Annotated in this window: 22 protein-coding genes and 1 rRNA gene; 16 read left to right on the forward strand and 7 right to left on the reverse strand. The window is 46.9% G+C overall.

Annotated features, from left to right (window positions below; genetic code table 11):
- Positions 1-51: 51 nt before the first annotated feature.
- On the reverse strand, positions 52-2,766 hold the full coding sequence (locus QUA23_RS22380) for a cation-transporting P-type ATPase (protein ID WP_333078289.1): 2,715 nt from the start codon (positions 2,764-2,766) through the stop codon (positions 52-54).
- A gap of 337 nt (positions 2,767-3,103) precedes the next feature.
- On the opposite strand from QUA23_RS22380, the gene QUA23_RS22385 reads away from it, so the two are divergent.
- On the forward strand, positions 3,104-3,508 hold the full coding sequence (locus tag QUA23_RS22385) for a BON domain-containing protein (RefSeq protein ID WP_333078290.1): 405 nt from the start codon (positions 3,104-3,106) through the stop codon (positions 3,506-3,508).
- 132 nt (positions 3,509-3,640) lie between these two features.
- On the opposite strand, the gene QUA23_RS22390 is transcribed toward QUA23_RS22385, so the two are convergent.
- Both QUA23_RS22390 and QUA23_RS22395 read right to left on the reverse strand, forming a co-directional pair.
- A complete protein-coding gene (locus QUA23_RS22390) occupies positions 3,641-4,027 on the reverse strand; it encodes a hypothetical protein (RefSeq protein WP_333078292.1) in 387 nt (128 codons plus the stop codon).
- 124 nt (positions 4,028-4,151) lie between these two features.
- Positions 4,152-4,475, reverse strand: a complete 324-nt coding sequence (locus QUA23_RS22395) for a YnfA family protein (protein ID WP_333078293.1) — start codon at positions 4,473-4,475, stop codon at positions 4,152-4,154.
- A 212-nt stretch (positions 4,476-4,687) separates the two neighbouring features.
- On the opposite strand from QUA23_RS22395, the gene QUA23_RS22400 reads away from it, so the two are divergent.
- The 8 genes from QUA23_RS22400 (at position 4,688) to QUA23_RS22435 (ending at position 13,277) form a co-directional block, all read left to right on the forward strand.
- A complete protein-coding gene (locus tag QUA23_RS22400; protein WP_333110513.1) occupies positions 4,688-5,116 on the forward strand; it encodes a nuclear transport factor 2 family protein in 429 nt (142 codons plus the stop codon).
- Between the two features lie 56 nt (positions 5,117-5,172).
- Positions 5,173-5,850, forward strand: coding sequence for a two-component system response regulator RppA (gene rppA, locus QUA23_RS22405; RefSeq protein ID WP_333078296.1), 678 nt, complete (start codon positions 5,173-5,175; stop codon positions 5,848-5,850).
- An 18-nt stretch (positions 5,851-5,868) separates the two neighbouring features.
- Positions 5,869-7,149 carry a HAMP domain-containing sensor histidine kinase gene (locus QUA23_RS22410; RefSeq protein WP_333078298.1) on the forward strand — a complete coding sequence of 427 codons (1,281 nt, stop codon included), beginning with the start codon at positions 5,869-5,871 and terminating at the stop codon, positions 7,147-7,149.
- Between the two features lie 341 nt (positions 7,150-7,490).
- Positions 7,491-8,042, forward strand: coding sequence for a DUF3124 domain-containing protein (locus tag QUA23_RS22415; RefSeq protein WP_333078299.1), 552 nt, complete (start codon positions 7,491-7,493; stop codon positions 8,040-8,042).
- 316 nt (positions 8,043-8,358) lie between these two features.
- On the forward strand, positions 8,359-9,318 hold the full coding sequence (locus tag QUA23_RS22420) for an aldo/keto reductase (RefSeq protein ID WP_333078300.1): 960 nt from the start codon (positions 8,359-8,361) through the stop codon (positions 9,316-9,318).
- A 225-nt stretch (positions 9,319-9,543) separates the two neighbouring features.
- Positions 9,544-11,415 carry a serine/threonine-protein kinase gene (locus QUA23_RS22425; RefSeq protein ID WP_333078301.1) on the forward strand — a complete coding sequence of 624 codons (1,872 nt, stop codon included), beginning with the start codon at positions 9,544-9,546 and terminating at the stop codon, positions 11,413-11,415.
- 25 nt (positions 11,416-11,440) lie between these two features.
- A complete protein-coding gene (locus tag QUA23_RS22430; RefSeq protein ID WP_333078302.1) occupies positions 11,441-12,007 on the forward strand; it encodes a GNAT family N-acetyltransferase in 567 nt (188 codons plus the stop codon).
- A 25-nt stretch (positions 12,008-12,032) separates the two neighbouring features.
- Complete coding sequence (locus QUA23_RS22435; protein WP_333078304.1) at positions 12,033-13,277, forward strand: RNA polymerase sigma factor; 1,245 nt, start codon at positions 12,033-12,035, stop codon at positions 13,275-13,277.
- 17 nt (positions 13,278-13,294) lie between these two features.
- On the opposite strand, the gene QUA23_RS22440 is transcribed toward QUA23_RS22435, so the two are convergent.
- On the reverse strand, positions 13,295-14,590 hold the full coding sequence (locus QUA23_RS22440) for an RNA-guided endonuclease InsQ/TnpB family protein (RefSeq protein ID WP_445243514.1): 1,296 nt from the start codon (positions 14,588-14,590) through the stop codon (positions 13,295-13,297).
- Positions 14,591-14,892: 302 nt separating this feature from the next.
- Here QUA23_RS22440 and QUA23_RS22445 point away from each other — a divergent pair, with 302 nt between their 5' ends.
- From QUA23_RS22445 to QUA23_RS22470, 6 genes are all read left to right on the forward strand, one after another.
- Positions 14,893-15,288, forward strand: a complete 396-nt coding sequence (locus QUA23_RS22445) for a YciI family protein (RefSeq protein WP_333078306.1) — start codon at positions 14,893-14,895, stop codon at positions 15,286-15,288.
- 182 nt (positions 15,289-15,470) lie between these two features.
- Positions 15,471-15,917, forward strand: a complete 447-nt coding sequence (locus tag QUA23_RS22450) for a nuclear transport factor 2 family protein (RefSeq protein WP_333110515.1) — start codon at positions 15,471-15,473, stop codon at positions 15,915-15,917.
- A gap of 37 nt (positions 15,918-15,954) precedes the next feature.
- Positions 15,955-16,386: a YciI family protein gene (locus QUA23_RS22455; protein ID WP_333078310.1), complete on the forward strand. Its 432-nt coding sequence runs from the start codon at positions 15,955-15,957 to the stop codon at positions 16,384-16,386.
- An 88-nt stretch (positions 16,387-16,474) separates the two neighbouring features.
- On the forward strand, positions 16,475-16,888 hold the full coding sequence (locus QUA23_RS22460) for a VOC family protein (protein WP_333078312.1): 414 nt from the start codon (positions 16,475-16,477) through the stop codon (positions 16,886-16,888).
- A gap of 98 nt (positions 16,889-16,986) precedes the next feature.
- Positions 16,987-17,394: a VOC family protein gene (locus QUA23_RS22465; protein ID WP_333078314.1), complete on the forward strand. Its 408-nt coding sequence runs from the start codon at positions 16,987-16,989 to the stop codon at positions 17,392-17,394.
- A 202-nt stretch (positions 17,395-17,596) separates the two neighbouring features.
- Complete coding sequence (locus QUA23_RS22470; protein ID WP_333110518.1) at positions 17,597-17,746, forward strand: hypothetical protein; 150 nt, start codon at positions 17,597-17,599, stop codon at positions 17,744-17,746.
- Here the strand turns inward: QUA23_RS22470 and QUA23_RS22475 are convergent.
- The 3 genes from QUA23_RS22475 to QUA23_RS22485 form a co-directional block, all read right to left on the reverse strand.
- On the reverse strand, positions 17,718-18,653 hold the full coding sequence (locus QUA23_RS22475; protein WP_333078316.1) for a branched-chain amino acid ABC transporter permease: 936 nt from the start codon (positions 18,651-18,653) through the stop codon (positions 17,718-17,720). The two genes, QUA23_RS22470 and QUA23_RS22475, sit on opposite strands and share 29 nt — an antisense overlap.
- A 165-nt stretch (positions 18,654-18,818) precedes the next feature.
- Complete coding sequence (locus QUA23_RS22480; protein WP_333042829.1) at positions 18,819-19,769, reverse strand: branched-chain amino acid ABC transporter permease; 951 nt, start codon at positions 19,767-19,769, stop codon at positions 18,819-18,821.
- 163 nt (positions 19,770-19,932) lie between these two features.
- Entirely contained in the window at positions 19,933-21,189 is a 1,257-nt protein-coding gene (locus QUA23_RS22485; RefSeq protein ID WP_333078318.1) for an ABC transporter substrate-binding protein, read from the reverse strand.
- Between the two features lie 485 nt (positions 21,190-21,674).
- Between QUA23_RS22485 and QUA23_RS22490 the strand changes: the two genes are divergently transcribed.
- Positions 21,675-21,997: ribosomal RNA gene (locus QUA23_RS22490) — 16S ribosomal RNA — on the forward strand; the annotation flags it as partial.

Genomic DNA, 21,997 nt, shown 5'->3' on the forward strand with positions numbered 1-21,997 from the left:
TTGGTAAATAGTGTGTAAAGTCGCTTGCAAGGGTTGCATCACAAAAACCACTTAGTTCAGAGGTGCAAAACGCTTTAGCAAAGCTGACAAAGGAATCATGGGCAGTCCGAATCCGATACAAATTAAGCCTTGGATTGGGTTCAAAGCTTCTGTGTCGAATAACTGATTCATAATGCCCAATTGGCTAAATAGGAATTGGAGAATGAAAATAGCCCCAATGCCGATCGCTACCGCGTAGCCAACTGATTCATCTTTACCGCGCAGTTTGGCGGCGATCGCCGGAACGAAGCGACTGATACTTAACAGGTAAAAAGCTTCTGCCGCCACCAATGCTTGAATTGCCATCGTCCGGGCTAGAGCTTCATTGCCTGTGGTTTGGACGATCCATTCAAACATCCCAAAGATCGCAATCCAGTTAAATACCGAAACTGTCAGAATCCGAGCGGTCAGCCTGCGAGAAAGAAGCGGTTCATTGGCAGGTCGAGGCGGCTGTTGCATGACATCGGGAGAGGGCGGCTCAAATGCCAACGGTAAGCTCAACGCAACTGAACTGACCATATTCAACCAGAGAATTTGTACTGGCAAAATGGGTAGCGGGGTTGCCAAAAGTACGGCAATCAAGATGGTCATGGACTCTCCACCATTCACGGGCAGGATGAAGGCGATCGCCCGCAGCAGATTCTTATAAACCGTGCGCCCTTCCTCAACGGCTTTCTCGATCGAAGCAAAGTTGTCATCCGTCAGAATCATATCTGCGGCTTCTTTTGTGACTTCAGTACCCGTGATGCCCATCGCTACGCCAATATCAGCTTGCTTCAGGGCGGGAGCATCGTTAACTCCATCTCCAGTCATTGCCACAATCTCGCCCTTAGACTGAAGTGCTTCGACAATGCGGAGCTTTTGTTCTGGTGCGACACGAGCAAACACGCTGCTTTGTTCGACAGCATTGGCTAACTGCTGCTGATTCATTTGAGCGAGTTCTTGACCGGTAAAAACGGGAGCCTCTTGGGTTTGATTTAGGCCCATTTGGTGCGCGATCGCTGCTGCTGTTTTGGCATGGTCGCCGGTAATCATCTTGACCTGAATTCCCGCAGACCGACAGGCTTCAATTGCTTGAATGGCTTCGGGGCGAGGCGGGTCGATCATGCCTTGCAGACCCAAAAAAGTTAATCCTTGCTCAATATCAGAATGCTCAATAGAAGATTGAGAAGCGGGTACAACTTTCTTGGCCAGTGCTAGAACTCGCAGCCCTTTTTTCGCCATCCTCTCTACAGCTTGCTCGATCGGCGCCCTGTTGATGGCGATCGCCTCTCCCTCTTCATCGAGCATCTGGTCACACCGCTTGAGAATTTCCTCAATTGAACCCTTGACATAAATCAACCGTTGTGGGCGATCGTCATGTAAGGTTGCCATGTATTGAAACTGAGATTCAAACGGCAGTGTATCGAGCCGGCAAAGCGCTTCCTCGAGTTTCTCAGCAATTAACCCAGCTTTTTGGGCTACCGCAACCAGGGCCCCTTCCGTTGGACTACCGATCGCAGTCCAGTTCCCGTCTTGCACGTCTAGATAAGAATCGTTGCACAACAATCCTGCTTGCAGGCATTCATATAAAGCAGGTGCGTTCGCCAGGTCAACGGAGCGTCCATTTACAGAAATTTTCCCATCTGGTGCATATCCTCCACCGCTAACCCGATATCGCTTTCCACCGGCATCGATCTCTTGAACAGTCATTTGATTCTCAGTCAAGGTTCCGGTTTTGTCGGAACAAATCACGGTGGTGCTGCCCAGCGTCTCAATTGCCGGAAGTTTGCGAATAATGGCGTGCTGCTTTGCCATTTGGGAAACCCCGATCGCCAGTGTCACCGTTAAAATCGCGGGTAAGCCTTCAGGAATTGCGCTGACGGCAAGCGCCACAGATGCCTTGAACACCTCAACCCAAGAAAATTTCTGGGCAATGCCTGCGACAAAGGTGAAGGCAGCCAAACCTAAAATGACATAGAGCAAGGTTTTGCTAAATTTGTCAATTTTGCGACTCAGTGGGGTTTCCAGTGTGGTACTTTGCTGCATGAGTTGGGAGATGTGTCCGGTCTCGGTCCTGTCGCCAATGCTGACGACCAGTCCGCGTCCCTGTCCAAACGTCACCAGGCTTCCGGTATAGGCCATGTTCGTGCGATCGGCCAGTGCAGCGTCTGCCTCTAGCGCCTGGGATTGCTTCTGAACCGGGACAGATTCTCCCGTTAACGCTGACTCATCGACCTGTAAGTCACGGACTTCGATCAGCCGTAGATCCGCAGACACTTTATCCCCAGAAGACAGCAAGACGAGATCGCCAGGAACCAGTTCGCTTGATGAAACCACTTGCTTTTGACCGTTGCGGAGAATGGTTGCCTCAGTTGCAACAGATTTTGCTAAAGCGGCGATCGCATTCTCTGCCTTTGACTCTTGAACAAAACCAATGGTGGCATTCGTCAGAGCAACCCCAAAAATTACCGCTGAATCAATCCACTCTTTCAGAAATGCTGTCACTATGCCAGAGGCTAATAAAATGTAGATTAGCGGCTGATTCAGTTGCTGAAAAAATCGCAACCAGGCACTTTGCTGCTTCTGAGCCGTTAGTTGATTGGGACCGAGGAGCTCGCACCGTTGGGCTGACACATCGGAAGATAGACCTATTTCCAGGTCAGTCTCTAAAAGCCGAGCCACTTTCTCGACAGAGAGGTGATGCCAAGAGTGTTCTACTAATTTTTCTACATTCGTTGCAGTCATAACGTTTCTTGTCAAGCCAAATGCTTCTCTGTTGTTTCGTCTTGGTTCTAGCGTCATTGATGAATGTGAGGGAAAAGTGATGGACTGATTTCTGTTACTCACATTTGGATCACATTTGCTTCCTAGACTTAGGAACAGAACCGATTGAGATAGCTTATGGACTTGCAAAGCTTAGTTCACTGGATTTGATTGTTGCCTTTTAATAGGGTTGTAAAAAGCATTCCTTTTGATAGATGAACTATCCTACATTCACTTGTTAACTTGAAAGGCTCAAAGACTTCATGCTGAGGTTTATCGGCAAAATTGCGTTTCACAACAAACAAAACAAACAAAAAATATGCAATTATTAAAGCTATTTGTGCAAGCAATCAGCGTCAGCACTGTTGCAATTTTGGGTTTGGGTGCTTGCACTTCCCCCAATACTTCACAGACAACTGTTCCATCTACTTCTGCTCCCACAACTGCCACTGAAAATACGACGGCTCCAACCGCTTCTTCCCCTGCAACCACGACCGCACAAACGCCTCAGAATCAAGACATTGACGATATTGCCGATCGCGTAGAAGAGGCCTTAGACTCCGATGGCACCCTCAAGCAATTCGATTTGGACGCAGACGATCGGGATAATTCGCTTGTGTTAACAGGGCGCGTTCAAACGGCCGAACAAAAAGCATTGGCAGAACAAATTGCTCGGCAAGCTGCACCGAATATTTCCATCAATAACGAAATCGTCACTCAGTAGTTCCTAACAGTGAAGTGGCAAGAGCATTGGGCGCTTCTTGCCACTTAAAAAATTGCGTGATCGTAGTGAGGAAACCTATAAATTTAACAACCTTATTTGACTGGATGCGATCGCAATATTGAAACAATAAACTTATTCAACGATCTCGTAACGGACTAACTGGCGAACATTTTGACGTGATAATTGGAGTTCTTGGGCGATCGCTGCCTCTATCTGGGTGGCGTCAGTCATTGGCAATTCTAATTCCAATCGCTTCAAAATGGGTTCTGCTGTTTCTACCGCAACCTGGGTTGTTCCTTGTTTTCGGTTAATCACCGCATTGATCAGCAATATATTGACAGACACCGTTGCTTTAAGCTGGGTATCTGCCTGAAGTTTATTCTCTGCGATCTGGGGTTGTTGTAATTCTTGAGCCATTAGGAAACTCGAACCAACCCAAAACGCGATCGCCACAAACGGTAGTGGCAACCAAAATTCTGCGCCTGATGCTTTTAGCCAACGTTTAGTAACCTGCCACATATTCTATACCTATCTGTTTTAAACGCTGGGCCCGCGATCTGTTTGCACTTAGTGGAGCGATCGCTCTGCTGAAACCCTACTCAAGAGAGATGCGTAAACTATTCGAGTTCTATACAAACAGCAATCAGCGATGTGGGCTGAACAAAATTACAGCAGTTCCAATCAGGGAAATTGTAACACCAAGCAAGTCCCACTTATCTGGCTTAACTCCTTCAATGAGCCACAACCAAACCAGAGATGTAAGAATGTAAATACCTCCATAAGCAGCATATACTCTTCCAGCATTTGAAGCATTGACTTGAGTTAGAGAAAGCGCAAAACTGATTAAAGCTAAAATGCCTGGAAAAATCCACAAAATACTCTTTTCAAGTCTCACCCATGCCCAGAAAGCGTAACATCCAGAAATTTCTCCTAGAGCTGCAAGTAGAAAAAAAGTAAGTGTTGGCATTTTTAGATTAATACTTTAAATAGGTAAATTTCATCAGCATATCAACAGCAATTCTCGTTTTGAAACCCTTGCACTATAAATTGAGCTTTCAAACCTAGATTGCTAAAGAGGGAATAAGGGTTTCAGATAGCGAAATTCTTCAAAATAGCGAGTTTGGATGGGAATCACTCTCATAATCTTGCATAATGAAACCTGCTGTCACCATACCTCTTATGTCAGATCAACTTATGTCAGATCTACCTGCACCAGAAATCGAACTGCTCCATGCGGCGTACGCAGCCTTCAACGCGCGAGACATTGACGCTGCCCTTGCCCTCATGACTCCGGACGTGGCTTGGCCGAAAGCGTTCAAAGGCGGTTTTGTCCGCGGACCTGAAGAAGTTCGCGCTTACTGGACGGAGCAATGGAGCGAGATCGATCCGCACGTCGAGCCGGTTTCCTTTTACTCGGAGGAGATCGGGCGCATTTTGGTCGATGTGCATCAGGTCGTGCGTGACTTGGCTGGAGCAGTTCTTGTCGACGAGCACGTGGGTCATCGATTCACCCTCGAGCACGGCTTGATTCAAGCCATGGAAGTCTGTCCATCTCCATCGTCCACCCCAGAGTCCTCACCAGTTCAAACTTCTCTGCCAAAGTCATAATGAGAATTGCTGGCCTATCAATATATCAATGTTTATAAGCCAAATTAAAGAAATATATGAGAATCCTACTTGTGGAGGACGACCCAAAGCAACTGATGCCGCTGCAAACGGTACTAGCTCAAGCAGGACATAGCGTGGATGGGGTAAAAGATGGAGAGACGGCACAGTGGCTCTTATCAGAAAAAGATTATGATTTGTTGATTTTGGACTGGATGTTGCCACATATCAGCGGGGTAAATCTCTGTCGTCAATATCGAGCCGCAGGGAAAACAGCGCCGATTTTGATGATCACCGCAAGAGACACCACCTCTGAAAAAGTGACCGGGTTAGACGCCGGTGCAGATGACTACCTGGTGAAACCGATCGATTTGGTTGAATTCATGGCACGAGTGCGGGCATTAAGACGGCGATCGCCCCTTTGGCAAGGAGATACGCTCAGCCTTGAGGATCTACACCTCCACCTCGATACTCTTACTGTTGAGCGACAAGGTGCAACCGTTTCCCTCTCCAGTCGAGAGTTTCAGTTGTTGGAGTATTTTATGCGTCATCCCCGACAGGTTTTAACTCGCACTCAAATTGAACAAGGCGTGTGGGAATGGGGGACTGAACCAGAGAGCAATGCAATCACGGTTTTAGTTCGCAAACTCCGCCAACGCTTGCAGGCTGTAGGATCGGCAGACTGGATTGAGAGCATTTACGGTATGGGTTATCGCCTCGCTTCCCCTCTCAAGTGACGATCGTAAAGCCAAGTCATGTTTAATCAAAGTCGTCGCAATCTGGCTCGTTGGTTCACCCTCTCAATGGGAAGCATTCTCGTGCTGTTTGCTGGGGCGATCTATCAGATTGAGGTAAAAGATAAACTAGAGGCGCTTGACCGACTTCTCTATGACAAAACTAGAGTCATGGCTGCCAGCGTGCATTATGAAGTTCGCAAAAACCAGAACCAGGTCGATCTGAGTCATGTCCCCTTGTTAGGCAGTGGGTCTCATCCCCTTGCAGAAGATCTGATGTATGTGCGCTGGTTTAACGCCCAAAGGCGGCTGGTTCGTTTTTTTGGGACTCCTTCCCCAGAGCAGTTAAATACGCCCTTTGGTTATCTCACACTTCGATCGACCGATCCACTTTTGGGAAAAGGAATCTGGCTGCGTCAGGTGACATTACCCGTTGAAGGTAGAACAGGGGTACTCGGTTATCTTCAGGTTGCAACTCCCCTGACAGAAACTCAAAACAGGCTCATTGAGCTTCAGATCGTGCTAACTCTCGCTGTCCCGCTGACACTGGGCTTAATTGCCCTCACAGGTTGGTTTCTCAGTGGGCTGGCCATGCAACCGATTCGGCAAGCCTATCAACAACTTCAACGCTTTACAGCCGATGCCTCTCACGAATTGCGATCGCCCCTGTCTGCCATTCTCACTAATGCCCAGCTTGGGTTGCTCATCGCGGGTGATGATTCGCGTTACCATCCTCCCTTAGAAAACATTGTAGATAGCGCAAAATCAATGGGAGCGCTCGTGAATAATTTACTGCTGTTGGCTCGTCATCAGGGGCGACTTGCGCCGGAGTCGCTCAAGTTAATCAATCTCAACGAGTTGCTGAGCAATTTAGCAACCCAGTTGGTCGCACTTGCAGAAGCCCAAAATATCAAACTGACCTGCGAATTACCGGAACAACGGATTGAATTATTGGCTGACCCTGATTTGCTGCGGCAAGTAGTCGAAAACTTGCTTTACAACGCCTGTAAATATACTCCCGCTGGCGGAACTGTAAAGATATGCCTAGTTCTTCATTCCAATTTGGCAGTCATTCAGATAATCGATACGGGAATCGGTATTCCAGAAGCGGACCTACCCTATATTTTCGATCGCTTCTATCGAGTAGACACCGAGCGATCGCAGGACAGCGGAGGCTTTGGGTTGGGGTTGGCGATCGTCCAACAAATTGTCAAGGCACACAGCGGACAAATACAGGTGACGAGTACAGTGGGCAAAGGCTCCACGTTCCAGGTTGAACTGCCGCTCAAACCTTATGACTGAGCCGCCTCAAGGAAGAGAAATGCTTGTAGTATGTAGTTCTATAATGTTTGTTGTTGAGGTGACAATAAATCCTGTAGGTATTAATTGGTGGACCGGAATGATGTGGCTGGGGTCAGCCCAACAGTTATTAAAAGTCGGGAACAGCATTGCGATGGTTGACATATACCAGCTTGCCTGTGGCTTGGCCCGCTAAAAAATAGAATTCTCAACGGGTAATTTAACGGATAAATTTGCTTTACCCATAGAAATTGATAGATTAACTACGGTTTTAGTCTACAGGAGACGGTTCGCTCTGTTGTAGACGTAACTGCCATTCATGTGGTGTATTTGGATGAATGCCGATGAAGCTGAAACAACATTTCTGGGTTGGTTGGGCGATCGCCGCGATCGTCCTGATCTCTTGTTCAGAGCAAACTATTTCACAAAGACAACAACCTGATACAAAACGTGAAACCTCACTGAGATCGGTCACGTTAGATAAAACAAAAGTTGTGATGGGACAAACCGTATATGTCCCTATTTACTCGCATATTTATCACTACAATAGCCAGGATAATGTCATGAATTTGTCAGCCACCCTCAGTATCCGCAATACGGATCTGACAAATTCGATTATTATTACTTCTGTGCGTTACTACGATACCGATGGGAAATTGATTAAGGAGGATATTAAGAGTCCAGTAGAACTCAAGTCGCTTGCTTCCACAGACTTTTTCATTGCAGCAGATGATACAAGTGGAGGCTCAGGTGCCAACTTTATTGTGGAGTGGGTGGCAGAAAAAACGGTTTATGAGCCTGTCATTGAAGCTGTCATGATTAGTACCTCTTCTTCTCAGGGCATTTCATTTATCAGTCCCGCTAAAGTTCTCAAGCAACACAGGAGGCTAAACTGATTTGAGAGGATTAAATTCTTGCTTTACCAGGTAGTTTTATACTATCATAATAGGAGTATCTCATATTTGTAAAAACACTTCTTCTGGCTTCTTCCTTTTTTATTCTGACTTTTTTCCCCGGGCTCCTGACTCCTAACTCCAATTTCTAGCTTGGCTGCAAAAGTGAAATGCTCCTTTTTAATTTTTAACTTTGTACATCACTATAATTATTTCAGAATAAAACGATAGCATTACTGTGCATGACTACCCAACTTTTTTCTGTTAACATTAGAGAGATTGAGGGTGAATACTAAAAATATAAATGAGGACTTAGGGTATGCAAAAGCGACAATTGGGGACATCACAAATTCAGATTACCCCGATAATTATGGGGACTTGGCAAGCCGGGAAGCGGATGTGGGTGGGAATTGAGGATGCTGAAACAGTCAAAGCAATGCGCGCGGCTTTTGAGGCAGGTATTACCACCTTTGATACGGCTGAGGTTTACGGAGAAGGCCATTCGGAACAAATTATCGGTCAAGCACTTTCAGATGTGCGATCGCAAGTAGTTTATGCTAGCAAAGTTTTCGCCAACCACCTGAAACCCGATTTGTTAATCGAAGCCTGCGATCGATCGCTAAAAAACCTCAACACCGATTATATCGACCTTTACCAAATCCACTGGCCCGCTGGCACTTGGAATTCGGAGTTAGTGCCAATTGCAGAAACAATGGACGCCCTGAACAAGTTAAAAGAACAGGGAAAAATTCGGGCGATCGGCGTTTCCAACTTCTCCCGCGCCCAAATAGAAGAAGCCGCCCAATACGGACGCATCGACAGCTTGCAACCGCCCTATTCTCTGTTTTGGCGCTGGGTAGAAAAAGATGCTATGTCCTATTGTGTCGACAATCATATCTCCATCATTGCCTATTCATCTCTAGCTCAAGGAATATTGACAGGTAAATTCGGGCCAGAACACAAGTTTGAAGAAGGCGACCACCGCGCCAAAAATAAGCTGTTCATCAAAGAAAATTACGACCGAGTGCAAACAGCATTAAATCAACTCAGGCCAATTGCCGATCGCCACCAGACAAGCTTGGGCAACTTAGCTTTAGCCTGGTTGATTTCCCAGCCACAAACAAATGCCATTGTCGGCGCGCGCGACGGGAAACAAGCAGCCGAAAATGCTAAAGCTGCTGAGGTAAAATTGAGTGAAGAGGAATTAAAAGAAATTGACGCGATCGGGCGCAACGTCACCGATCATTTAGACGATAATCCCGTTATGTGGAATTTTTAAAAGGGTTAATTCAGGACTAGAAAAACCTCTATATGTAGGGTGCGCCGGACCGCGCACCTTACCCCTATAAGTAGCGCGTAGAACCACTGTTTTAATAAGTTCTATAAATTTTATAGAGTCTGACAAGAGGTATAATATTGACTGCCTAGTGCAAATATTCAAAAACATAAAATCTCAAATCCATAATCCCAAATCTAAAATCTAAAATCTAAAATCTAAAATCGAATGAGTTACTGCCTAAACCCCAACTGTTCCAAGCCACAAAACCCTCCCGCAGCCAAAATTTGCCGAAACTGCCGTTCAAAACTGCTGCTGCGCGATCGCTACCGGGCTATAAAGGCGATCGGACAAGGCGGTTTTGGCAGAACATTCCTCGCCGTTGACGAAGATAAACCCTCAAAACCTCGCTGCGTAATCAAACAATTTTTACCCCCAGAAACCCCACTCATCCCATCAGCAAGCAATCGCAACAGCAAAAAAGCAGCCGAACTTTTTGAACAAGAAGCAATGCGATTAGACGAATTGGGCAAACACCCTCAAATTCCCGAACTCTTAGCCTATTCCATCCAAGACAGCAGACAATATGTAGTCCAAGAATTTATCGACGGGCAAAATTTAGCACAAATTGTAGAAACAGAAGGCACATTTACAGAAACTCAAATTCAAAACTTACTCAATAGCTTATTACCCGTTCTTCACTTCATCCATTCCCACAACGTTATTCACCGAGATATCAAACCCGGAAACATCATTCGGCGCGCCGACAAACAATTAGTTTTAGTAGACTTTGGCGCCGCAAAAATTGCCACAGGTACAGCCTTACTCAAAACAGGAACCAGCATCGGCAGCCCCGAATACATCGCCCCCGAACAAGCTAGAGGCAAAGCATTTTTTGCCAGCGATTTGTACAGTTTAGGCGTAACTTGTTTGTATTTGCTAACTCAAGTTTCCCCATTTGATCTGTTCGATCCTGGTGAAGATGCCTGGATATGGCGGCAGTATTTGGCCAACAACCCGGTGAGTGAACAACTCGGTAAAATTTTAGATAAAATGATTCAAAATGCTACCAACCGCCGCTATCAAACGGCTATTGAAGTATTAAAAGAAATTAATCCCCAAGTTGCGATCGATCTAGCAATTCCTCAAACAAATTCCAAGTTAGTTAAACCAGGAAAAACTGCTGCCCAGCCCCAACAGCAAACCTATAACTGGCAATGTCTTCACACCCTCACAGGTCACAAAAACTTAATTTACTCTGTTGCTTTTAGCCCCAACGGAGAAGTTGTAGCCAGCGGCAGCGATGACAAAACAATCAAGCTGTGGGGAGTGGAAGACGGGCAAGAAATTGCCACCCTCGCAGGACACGCTAACTCGGTTTATACAGTAGCTTTCAGCCCGGACGGACAGATTCTAGCCAGCAGCAGCCACGACAAAACTGTCAAACTTTGGCAAATGAAAGATGGACAAGAAATCCGCACCCTGATCGGTCACAGTAATTCAGTTTACGGCGCAGCTTTCAGTCCCGATGGCGAAATTATTGCTAGCAGCAGTTGGGACAGAACAATCAAAATTTGGCGAGTCAAAGACGGGCAAGAAATTCGCACGCTTGCGGGTCACATCAATTTAGTTTATTTTGTCGCTTTTAGCCCTGATGGCGAAACTATTGCTAGCTGCAGTTGGGACAGAACAGTCAAAATTTGGCGAGTTAAAGATGGGAAGCTAATTCGCACAATTACAGGTCATACAGACTCCGTTCGCTGCATAGCTTTTAGTCCAAATGGAGAGTTTTTGGCTAGCGGCAGCCATGACAATACTATTAAAATTTGGTGGGTCAAAGATTGGCAAGAAGTTTTAACGATCGCAGGACATTCTTGGTATGTTGATTCTATTGCTTTTAGTCCCGATGGCGAGATTCTGGCTAGTAGCAGCAATCAAACTATCAAAATTTGGCGAGTGAAAGACGGTCAAGAAATCTGTAATATTGCAGGTCATACTAACTCTGTTTATTCGGTTAGTTTTAGCCCGGAAGGAGAGTTGTTGGCTAGCGGCAGCAGTGACAAAACTATTAAAATTTGGCAGAATATGATGTTTGTTTAATAGCCGATAATTAAACTTGTAAATCATGATAAAGATTGTAACCAAAAGATTTCTGCTGCGTGACTTTGTAGATTCCGATCGCTCGCTATTCTTGGAGTATCAAGCCGATCCGCGCAACCAGACATTTTACGAACCCGATCGGTCTAGTCCCGACCAGGCCGCACGTCTATTCGAGATGTTTCAGGCATGGGCTGCCGATCGCCCTCGACTCAATTACCAACTGGCGATCGTACAACGGCAGGAACCTTACGCGCTTGTCGGTTGCTGTGGACTGCGGGGAACATTGTCTGAAACTGGCGAGATGGAATTTGGTCTAGAACTGGCACCAGCCTATTGGGGGCGATATGCCTACGCGATCGAGGTGGGGCGTGCGCTGCTCGACTTTGGGTTCGCGGAACTCGATCTGAAGGCGATCTCCGGGTCTACCGTGAGTGCAAATACCCGGATCGCTAGGTTGGCCGAGTGGATAGGAGCAGAGGTGGTTGCTACCCGCCCAGGGTCATCATGGATGTCCGATCGCGGTTGGAGCGAGGTCCATTGGCGGATTGCACGGGCGCAATGGGACCATCGTACTCTGCTGCACGGCCGATAATATATGTTTGTTTTGGGAACGGTTTATGAATGAGACAGCAGCCAATCAAATCCGTCAGCAGGTGGAAGCTGTGTACCGGTCCGAGTCGCGTCGCGTTTTAGCTACGCTGATTCGACTCCTGGGCGACTTCGATCGCGCCCAAGAGGCGATGCACGAAGCCTTCGCTGTGGCTGTAGCGCAATGGCCGCGTGAGGGGATCCCCGCTAACCCGCGATCGTGGCTTGTTTCAGTGGGTCGCTTTAAAGGGATCGACACCATCCGCCGTCGCGCCCGCTTTGATACGCACTTGGCAGAACTCGCTCAACAACTCGATCCGAGTGACACCACAATCGAGGATGACGAGGACGTTGAGGACGATCGCCTGCGCTTGATTTTCACTTGCTGTCATCCGGCCCTGTCGCCAGAAGCTCAGGTAGCGTTGACGCTGCGGGAAGTCTGCGGACTCAGTACCGAGGAAATTGCCAGCGCCTTCCTGATTGCTCCCCCCACGTTGGCGCAGCGGATCGTGCGGGCCAAGGCGAAGATCCGCGACGCACGCATTCCTTATCAAGTGCCGTCGATAACCGATTTGCCCGATCGATTGGACACCGTGCTTCAAACGATCTACCTGGTGTTTAACGAAGGGTACGCGGCCTCATCTGGCAGATCGCTGACGCGGGCCGATCTCGCTGACGAAGCGATCCGTTTGGGACGGCTGGTAATGGAACTGTTGCCAGACTCCGAGGTGATTGGACTCCTGGCGCTGATGCTGCTGCAAGAATCGCGGCGCACCGCACGCACTTCCTCCACAGGCGACCTCATCCTTCTAGAAGACCAAGATCGATCGCTCTGGAATCAAGCACAAATTTCTGAAGGCAGGTTACTGGTGCAGCAATCGCTATCATCAGGACGGTTTGGTTCGTACACGCTTCAGGCTGCGATCTCAGCGGTGCATTCAGAGGCCCAGAGTGCTGCTGCAACGGACTGGGCGCAGATTGTGGGCTTATACGACCTGCTCGTGCAATTAGAGCCGTCCCCCGTTGTTGCCTTAAATCGGGCGGTGGCAGTGGCAATGCGCGATGGCCCCTTAGCGGGACTGCAATCGATCGACCAAATATTAGCGCATGGCGATTTGGCAGACTATCATCTGGCACACTCCGCGCGAGCCGATTTGTGTCGGCGGCTGGGTAGAACGGCTGATGCCAGAGAATCCTACCAAAAGGCGCTGGCGATCGTGAAACAGGAACCAGAGCGTCGTTTTCTCGAAAAACGCCTTCGCGAGTTAGGGTGACGTACTCCCACACTCAATCAAAGATTAGAGTGTGGGCTTCTCCTCCGAGAATTCCCGGATTCGCGTTTTATAGTGAGGCGAACGCCCAACCCCACTTTCTTTATTAGAATTCCAGAGTTCAGGTCACGAGGCATGGATGCACCACAAGAACATTCATGCCACCTATCACTTAACTCCTTTGAAACTCTGTTGAGGCACATTGCACAATGTTGAGATGTTCCAGCAGGATTAACTTTCACGACCAACCGCCCAGCTCTTTCAGCCTTGTACGGAAGAATTTCGTTCAAGAACCCAGCTATCCCCGCATCAGCAAAACTCTTGTTCAACCCGGACTTTGCGGATTGACCATTAGGCAAAAACTTACCCGATTCATCTTGCTTGGGTTTGTTGCGTTTTGCCATATTGGAAACTTTAAGGTCTTCTATAAAGATAACCTCAGCCTTGTTGACTAACTCACCTGCAAGCTCAAAATGCCATTGTTTGCGTTGTCTAGCTACCTGTTGATGTAACTTTGCAATGCGTGACCCAAGTTTGCGACGTGCAGTAGAACCTTTTTTTCTTAGCTCTCTTTTGGTTTGCAGTTTGGCTAATTTCTCTTCGGCTTGCCGATAGAATTTAGGAGGTTCTACCATCGTGCCGTCTGAGCAGGCGACAAAATATTCCAATCCCGCATCAACGCCAATACTGTTAGTTTCAGTCGGTTCAATGTCAATAGTAGGAGTGTCAGGGACTGATGCATCTTCTAGACTCAGTGTCGCATACCAACCATCTGCTTTGAGAGTAACCAATGCTCTCTTAATGACAAAACTGTCAGGAATAGGGCGATGTTGAATGAATTTGATTTTTCCTAGCTTGGGAAGTTCAATTCGATTCCCTTGGATGCAGTCAGACTTCACTCGCTGATAAGCGAAAGTGCGATAGCGGTTTTTGCCTTTAAATCGAGGCTTCCCGCTCCGCTTACCATTGATATCACCTTTGATAAACCGAGCAAATGCCAGGTCTACTCGCTTCACCATGTCCTGCAAGACATCGGCATGGATATCTTTGTACCATTCTCTTTCTGCCTTGAGAGACACAAGTGAGCGTTTCTGTCCGTAATACTCAGGCTGTTCCCTTGGGGATGCAATACTGCATACCAGTGGACAGGCATTAACTGAACACCTGTTCATTTCAAACCAATCAAATCTGTCTGCCAACAAAAAATTGTATTGATGCCGTAGCATATCGCGCCATTTGCTCATACGGCGTCTTTGGTCGGACGTTGGCAGTAGTTTGAACTGGCAGGCTAGTTTCATGAGACAATTGTACTGCATATTTAATGTAAATACAATCGTGAAACAAACAGAAACAACAACGTTTAGGCTTACTCCAGAAGAAAAAGAGGTTCTGGTCAAGTATTGCGAGTTAACATCTCGAACCCAAAGCGATGTGTTTAGAGAATTCCTACGAACATTACAAAAGAAATTGTCAAAGAAGGGGGTGTTGAACCCCCCTCTTTGACCCGCATTCCTCTCAACGCTGACCCTAAGAGGGTACAGCGTGAGGATCCTGCGGCTTTAGCTGAAAAAATTTTTTGGTCCGCTGTCGATTTGCAGCTTCGCCGAACGACTAGTAAATGAAGGCGACTATCCGATCGAATTTTGGAGTAACCATGAAATACATATTGCTGATTTACAGCGACGAAAATGCCTGGACTGAAAGCGAGCTGCAGCAATGCTACGCAAAGTCTTTGCAGCTAACCCAAGAACTGCAAGCGAACAATCAATATTTAGGTGCTTCGCCGCTACACTCGATCGCCACAGCAACCAGTATTCGAGTGCGTGACGGCAAAAAACTTGTCACCGATGGGCCGTTTGCGGAGACGCGCGAACAACTCGGCGGCTACTTTCTGATCGATGCCAAGGATCTTGACGAAGCGATTGCGATCGCAGCACGCATACCAAGCGCCAGTAAAGGTACGGTTGAAATTCGCCCGATCGTGCAACTGTCGGGCTTGCCATCCGACCAGTAGTGGCCGTCCGTACCGAATCAAGGCAAACTTCCACTCCGCACTGACAAACTTTTTCAGAAAAAATGTTCAACCTGTCGATCGCACGCACCTCTATTCGACTAGATGGTAGAGCAAGGGTTAGCAGTTTTCAATCTGCGCCCGGAAAACCAATCGACATCAATTAAGGAGATACCACTATGACAATGACAACCGAAACCACCAAAACACAAGACGAAGCCCAGATTCGACAAATCATCGCAGATACGGCCAGTGCCATCTGCGCCAAAGACCTCGATGGCATCATGGCGCACTACGCCCAAGATGTGATTATTTTCGATGCAATACCGCCGTTCCAAACCAAAGGTGCAGATGAATTTCGACGGACGTGGGAGGCGTGTCTGCCTTGCTTCCCGGACTCCTTCGGGATTGAGATGCGAGACCTCAGCCTCACCGTGAGCGGTGATTTGGCGATCGCGCACTGGCTTTTTCACTTCACAGGGATGCCAACAGATCACCCAGGGGGGCAGATGTGGATGCGGATCACCTCTGCGTGCCAGCGGAAACAGGGCAGATGGCAGATTGTGCATGAGCATTGCTCTGTCCCCTTCGATCCAGAAACGTCTAAAGCCGTTTTGTCGATCGCACCTTAGCCCAGCTCAACAACCATAAACAAAAGGAGATTTCACGATGAAAGTCATGGTTCTAGTCAAAGCTACCGAAGACTCAGAGGCAGGCGTCATGCCCAGCGAACAGCTTCTGACGGAAATGGGGGAATACAACGAAGCATTGGTCAAGGCGGGAATTATGCTCGCTGGCGAAGGGCTACATCCCAGCTCAAAAGGAGCGCGGGTGACGTTTTCAGGCACAAATCGCAGCGTGATTGACGGGCCGTTCACAGAGACAAAAGAGCTGATTGCCGGATTTTGGATCTGGCAAGTGCAGTCGATGGACGAAGCGATTGCCTGGGTCAAACGCTGCCCCAACCCGATGCCAGGAGAATCCGCGATCGAAATTCGCCCGATCTTTACAGCAGAGGACTTCGGCGAATCCTTGACGCCCGAACTCAGGGAACAGGAAGAACGCATTAGGGCCGAGGCAGAACAACTCCAGCGTTCTTGAGGGCATAAATACTGCCTAACTTTTCGTCCGGCAGCCACATCATTTCCTGTGAATGGATTGCTCGATCGACTATTAACCAAAGGAGTACATGATGCAATTGAATCCTTATCTCTTTTTTGACGGTGAATGCGAAGCTGCATTTAAATTCTACGAACAGTGTTTAGGTGGCAAAATCGACGAGATGATGACCTATGGGGATGCGCCCATGTCTGAGGAAATTCCCTCCGAACAGCGCGATCTAATCATGCACACCAACTTAACTGTGGGTGGAATGGTATTGATGGGTTCTGACACTCCACCCGATGGCTTTAAAAAACCACAGGGATTCTCTGTGAATCTTCAATTTGACGATCTGGTCGAAGCGGAGCGGATCTTTCAAAAATTGGCAGAAAACGGAACGGTAAAGATGCCATTCCAAGAGACCTTCTGGTCTACCCGTTTTGGAATGCTTGTCGATCGATTTGGCACACCGTGGATGATTAATGTCCAGCCAGCTACCTAACCCTTTCAAGTTTCCTCACAGGCCTTACCCCTCAATTCAAACATTAGCGAAAAATCGTTAATGTGTCACCTTGCGATCGAAGTTAAAAAGGAGAAAACATGGCTACTAAAATTTTCGTGAATTTACCCGTCAAAAATCTCGATCGGTCTGTCGAATTTTTTACTAAACTTGGATTCAGTTTTAACGCCCAGTTTACTGACGAAACTGCCACTTGTATGGTTGTGAGCGAAGACATCTTCGTCATGCTTTTGACAGAACCCAAGTTCAAGGAATTTACACCCAACCCAATTTGCGATGCCACCAAGAGTACAGAAGTGCTGGTGTGCTTGTCTTCCGAGAGCCGAGAAGAAGTGGATAAAATGATTCGCAACGCAGTTGCTGCTGGCGGAACGACCTACAATGAACCGCAAGACTACGGATTTATGTATGGTCATGGCTTTCAGGATTTAGATGGCCACATTTGGGAAACTATGTTCATGGAACCCAGCGCAGTAAATCAAGGTTAGGCATTTTCTATCTGCTTCCTGAAAACAATACAAAGCTCTTCTCAATGAGTCCAAGTTAGTGCTTGCATTGAGAAGAGCGATCGAATATCCAAAAAGACCGCATAAACCATGAATTAATCATCTAAACCAGTTGGCTACAACTGCGTTTCGCCGTATTTCGTTGTCGATGGTGTAGCAGAAACATCGCATTTCTCATCTGAGTATGGGCAGTGATCGAACTGAGGCGGTTCCCAATGAATCGGGACAGCCGATCGACTCTGAAGTCCGCATCAACGATAGGGTAGTGATGATTGCTGAGGTCGGCGATGGCTGGCCATCCTTTTTTAAACAGAAGTACGATCGGCCTTTTTAAACCTCTTCAACAACTCGGGCGTCACCAAACCTTGCGGAAAAAATATCGTCCCCAAAACAATCAGCAACCCAAAAATAATTAAACGTCCATCCCGCAGAAATTGCGCCAACCAAATCGGCAATCCCTGAATAGTCGCCATTCCCCTCAAAACCTCCGGCAAAGCAGTAAACACCATCCCGCCCAAAACTGCTCCCAGAAAAGTTCTGCTACCACCAATCAATACAGAAGTCAAGTAAATAATACTAGCATCAAAAGTACCTTGACGGGCGTTCCAAGTATTCAGGAAATGAGCGCTAACTGCACCCACAACCCCAGCTAAAACAGCACCTAACGTGAAAGCCAAAACCTTATAAAAAGTTGGGTTAATGCCGATCGCATCAGCCGCCAACTCATCAGCGCGGATCGCCGCAAAAGCCCGCCCCACCCGAATCCGTTCCAGCCGATAGACAATCGCCATACTTACCAACAGTAAAGGTAGTACAATCCACAAATACTCGATCGGCGTCGCAAACGGTTGCGGAATCCCAAAAATGCCCACAGCCCCGCCAGTGATATCTAAATTCAGGGATAAAACCCGCAAAATTTCCACAAAAGCAATAGTTGCGATCGCCAAATAAATCCCGCTTAACCGCAGCGCCGGAATTCCCACTAAAATCCCCAGCAACCCCGAAACAGCCCCTGCAATTATCATCTCTAATAACAACAACGGCAGTGGAAATAAACCCCCTGTCTGTTGAAAAACCGTCGTAGATAAAATCGCCGCAATATACCCACCCAAAGCATAAAAACCAGGGCTAGCCAGAGACAACTGTCCAGTCATTAAAGGCAAATAAAGCGACATTCCCAACATTGCACCCAGCAACATCGAGACAATCAAAAACCCGTAAGTAGTAAAAAATTCATTCATAACTTTTTTTATTTCTTAGTCTTTTAGAGAGTGACTTAGTTTGACTATTAAGCGATTTCAATCGCCGAATTTTTTTTACACCTTTTAAATCAAACACCTCTATTTCTTAGTCTTTTGGAGAGGGACTTAGTTTTACTTTTAAGCGATTTCAATTGCCGAATTATCTTACACCTTCTGAATCAAACGCCGTCCAAACAAACCCTGCGGTCTAACCAATAGCATAATAAACAATATAGCAAAAGCAACAGCATCCTTATAAGCCGAAAAATCACCAGGCACAAAAGCCTCCACCAAACCAATTATAAAACCTCCCAAAACTGCTCCAGGAATACTCCCCAACCCACCAAGTACAATCACCGCCAAACCTTTCAAACCAAAAGCAATACCAAAATACGGCCCAGCAATACTCACACTAGAACCCACCAAACTCCCCGCCAAACCCGCCAGAAAACTGCTTACAAAAAACGTCAACACAATGTACCTATCAGTATCAATCCCCAATAAACTAGAAGTAGTCGCATCTTCAGCCACAGCCTGCATTGCTTTACCAAATTTAGTAAAATTTATTAAGTAAGTTAAGACAGCCACAATCGCAACTGATACCGCAAAAATTACTATTTGAACAGTCCGAATCGGAATTGGTTTATCCGCTGTCCCGAAGTTAATGGCAGCCGGTAAATAGCCGTAAGTGTTAGCAGGAAAAGTGTAAATTTCCGCACCGACAAGATATTGGATGATATTGGCGATCGCAACAGCCACACCCAAACTAGAAACCACAGTCAGCAGAGAATCAGAGTGTCGCCTGCGCAAAGGCAAAAAAGCAACTCTTTCAACAATTACTCCTACCAAACCAGCCATGACACTGCCCAAAATTAACGCCACAGCAAAAGGCAAATTCACGGGAATTCGAGCGTTAGCCCACAACCCATTAAAACCGAAAGTACCTCCCATCAGCGCATAGGTAAAATAAGCACCCAACGTAAATACTGCACCGTGAGCAAAATTAATAATTCCCAGAATAGAAAAGACCAACGTGTATCCCAGGGCAAAAATAGCATACACGCTGCCGATCGACAAACCATTCAAAAATTGTTGCAGAAACAGAGTTAAGTCCATCACCAGTTAGAGATTCGGCATCAACATTAAATCATTCAAAAACAAACAGCATACAAATTTTACTCTGACTTCTGACTTCCCCCCTTGGGGGGCGGCGGAGTTAACCTCAGACTCACACTCAATAACTCATCCGTGTATCCGTGTCAAAATCCGTCTTTTGTATTCATTTCAAAAACTCAAACTTACCATTATTGCCATCCGCCTCCATCTTAATCCGTGCCACATAAAACTCTTTCTGATTAATCTCCCCTTCAGGCGTAAAAGAAATTTCCCCCAGAGGCGTATCGTACTTTCCACTCAACAACTGCTGATTCAAATTTGTACGCAATTCTGCCAAAGGTTTTTGGCTAACCTTCGACTTAGCATTAATTTCTTTTAATGACTCAACAAAAACTTGTACGCCAGTAAAAGCTTGAGCGCTAAACTGAGGCGGTTCCTTCTTAAATTGAGCGCGGTAAGCATCGCGAAAAGCCTTATTAACTTCATTTTCATATTCCGGGCTGTAGGCTTGGGCAATCAAAACTCCATCACAAAGTGCTTTACAAACCGCAAACACATTAGAAGTATTCAGACCGTTGCCCCCAATGATAACGCCTTTGTAACCCAACTCCCGCAACTGTTTAATTAAATTGCCTCCATCTGCGGCCAACCCAGAAATAATTATCAAATCGGGATTGACATTTATCGCATTAGTGGCTTGAGATTGAAAATCTGTATCAGTAGTCAAGAATTTTTGAACTGTTGCCAATTCCAGTCCCATATCTTTAACCGTTGTCTGAAAAGTTTCAGTCTCAGATTTGCTAAAAGCATCATTCTGAGCAAAAAACACGGCTACTTTCTTAATATTGGGATTTTGCTTCAGGGCCGCCTTAACCGCATTAGGTGCTACCACAGCGACAGGCGCGGAGACTCTGGCCACATAATCGCCAATCTGGGGAATGCCTTTAGCGGTGTTGGAGGGTCCGAGTACGGGAACTTTTGCTCGATCGGCGATCGGATCGGCACTAAAAGCTTGTTGCGACAGAGTTGGGCCCACAATACCCACCACCTTATCCTGATTGATCAGAGTATTGAAGGCATTGATCGTCCCTTGTTCGTCTCCACCAGTATCTTGGAACACCAGTTTAATAGGCGTCCCATCCACACCGCCCTTGTCGTTGAAATACTTCTCAGCAATTTTCGCCCCAGCCACCTGTTCCTGACCCAGTAAAGCCACATTGCTAGTTTGGGCTACCCCAATACCTATAGATATAATGTTGGAACTCCCCCCAGGCGAACCCTTTGGGGAAGCACTGGGAGATGGCGAACTCGCCGGAGATGCTGTAGTGAAGGTTTGGGGAGTGTTCGTCTGATTGCAAGCGATCAGCAGTGAAGCGCAGGTAATGAATAAGCCACTAGGGCCGGCTGTAAGTTTTTTCATGAGCGGGCGATCGAACATCTATATATAGAACATCTACACGTAGAGATATTCTACCCATGGGCGGTAGATACTCCCCCCAAAAGTCCCATCTTGCCCAAAAAAAAGACCCCATAGTTAAAAGAGGAGTCAGCCAGCGGAGGCAGGTTCGGGAATAAACAGCCAAAACCCTTGGTGCGTATAGGTTCAAAACAAAGTCAAAAATATTTTCGCAAAACGCTTGACAACTCTGGGGAGAGTTGATACATTAATAAAGCGCCAGAAGAGAGGCGGTTCAAACAACCGCGAACTAAAGGCAAAAAACTGAACCTAGAAAAAAGAATAGTTTGAAAGCTTAAAGCACTATTAACCTCGTCAAAAAAATTAAGATAGAGAGTCAAGGCGAAAGCTAATACTCAATATCACAAACAACGAGAAAAAAGTCAAGGGAAAAAAACCAGCCTTTGTGCTGAGTGGAAAGAACTTGACTAAAGCCAAAAGAACTCAACAACACGGAGAGTTTGATCCTGGCTCAGGATGAACGCTGGCGGTCTGCTTAACACATGCAAGTCGAACGGAGTAGAAATACTTAGTGGCGGACGGGTGAGTAACGCGTGAGAATCTGCCTTCAGGACGGAGACAACAGTTGGAAACGACTGCTAAGCCCCGATGTACCGAAAGGGAAAATATTTATAGCCTGAAGATGAGCTCGCGTCCGATTAGCTAGTTGGGGGGGTAAAAGCCCACCAAGGCGACGATCGGTAGCTGGTCTGAGAGGACGATCAGCCACACTGGGACTGAGACACGGCCCAGACTCCTACGGGAGGCAGCA

The organism is Microcoleus sp. Pol1C5, from assembly GCF_036701115.1.
Taxonomy (GTDB): Bacteria; Cyanobacteriota; Cyanobacteriia; order Cyanobacteriales; family Microcoleaceae; genus Microcoleus.

Coding starts and splice junctions, on each gene's coding strand:
- QUA23_RS22380 (WP_333078289.1), bottom strand. CDS start 2,766: ATGACTGCAACGAATGTAGAAAAATTAGTAGAACACTCTTGGCATCAC.
- QUA23_RS22385 (WP_333078290.1), top strand. CDS start 3,104: ATGCAATTATTAAAGCTATTTGTGCAAGCAATCAGCGTCAGCACTGTT.
- QUA23_RS22390 (WP_333078292.1), bottom strand. CDS start 4,027: ATGTGGCAGGTTACTAAACGTTGGCTAAAAGCATCAGGCGCAGAATTT.
- QUA23_RS22395 (WP_333078293.1), bottom strand. CDS start 4,475: ATGCCAACACTTACTTTTTTTCTACTTGCAGCTCTAGGAGAAATTTCT.
- QUA23_RS22400 (WP_333110513.1), top strand. CDS start 4,688: ATGTCAGATCAACTTATGTCAGATCTACCTGCACCAGAAATCGAACTG.
- rppA (WP_333078296.1), top strand. CDS start 5,173: ATGAGAATCCTACTTGTGGAGGACGACCCAAAGCAACTGATGCCGCTG.
- QUA23_RS22410 (WP_333078298.1), top strand. CDS start 5,869: ATGTTTAATCAAAGTCGTCGCAATCTGGCTCGTTGGTTCACCCTCTCA.
- QUA23_RS22415 (WP_333078299.1), top strand. CDS start 7,491: ATGAAGCTGAAACAACATTTCTGGGTTGGTTGGGCGATCGCCGCGATC.
- QUA23_RS22420 (WP_333078300.1), top strand. CDS start 8,359: ATGCAAAAGCGACAATTGGGGACATCACAAATTCAGATTACCCCGATA.
- QUA23_RS22425 (WP_333078301.1), top strand. CDS start 9,544: ATGAGTTACTGCCTAAACCCCAACTGTTCCAAGCCACAAAACCCTCCC.
- QUA23_RS22430 (WP_333078302.1), top strand. CDS start 11,441: ATGATAAAGATTGTAACCAAAAGATTTCTGCTGCGTGACTTTGTAGAT.
- QUA23_RS22435 (WP_333078304.1), top strand. CDS start 12,033: ATGAATGAGACAGCAGCCAATCAAATCCGTCAGCAGGTGGAAGCTGTG.
- QUA23_RS22440 (WP_445243514.1), bottom strand. CDS start 14,590: ATGCAGTACAATTGTCTCATGAAACTAGCCTGCCAGTTCAAACTACTG.
- QUA23_RS22445 (WP_333078306.1), top strand. CDS start 14,893: ATGAAGGCGACTATCCGATCGAATTTTGGAGTAACCATGAAATACATA.
- QUA23_RS22450 (WP_333110515.1), top strand. CDS start 15,471: ATGACAACCGAAACCACCAAAACACAAGACGAAGCCCAGATTCGACAA.
- QUA23_RS22455 (WP_333078310.1), top strand. CDS start 15,955: ATGAAAGTCATGGTTCTAGTCAAAGCTACCGAAGACTCAGAGGCAGGC.
- QUA23_RS22460 (WP_333078312.1), top strand. CDS start 16,475: ATGATGCAATTGAATCCTTATCTCTTTTTTGACGGTGAATGCGAAGCT.
- QUA23_RS22465 (WP_333078314.1), top strand. CDS start 16,987: ATGGCTACTAAAATTTTCGTGAATTTACCCGTCAAAAATCTCGATCGG.
- QUA23_RS22470 (WP_333110518.1), top strand. CDS start 17,597: ATGGGCAGTGATCGAACTGAGGCGGTTCCCAATGAATCGGGACAGCCG.
- QUA23_RS22475 (WP_333078316.1), bottom strand. CDS start 18,653: ATGAATGAATTTTTTACTACTTACGGGTTTTTGATTGTCTCGATGTTG.
- QUA23_RS22480 (WP_333042829.1), bottom strand. CDS start 19,769: ATGGACTTAACTCTGTTTCTGCAACAATTTTTGAATGGTTTGTCGATC.
- QUA23_RS22485 (WP_333078318.1), bottom strand. CDS start 21,189: ATGAAAAAACTTACAGCCGGCCCTAGTGGCTTATTCATTACCTGCGCT.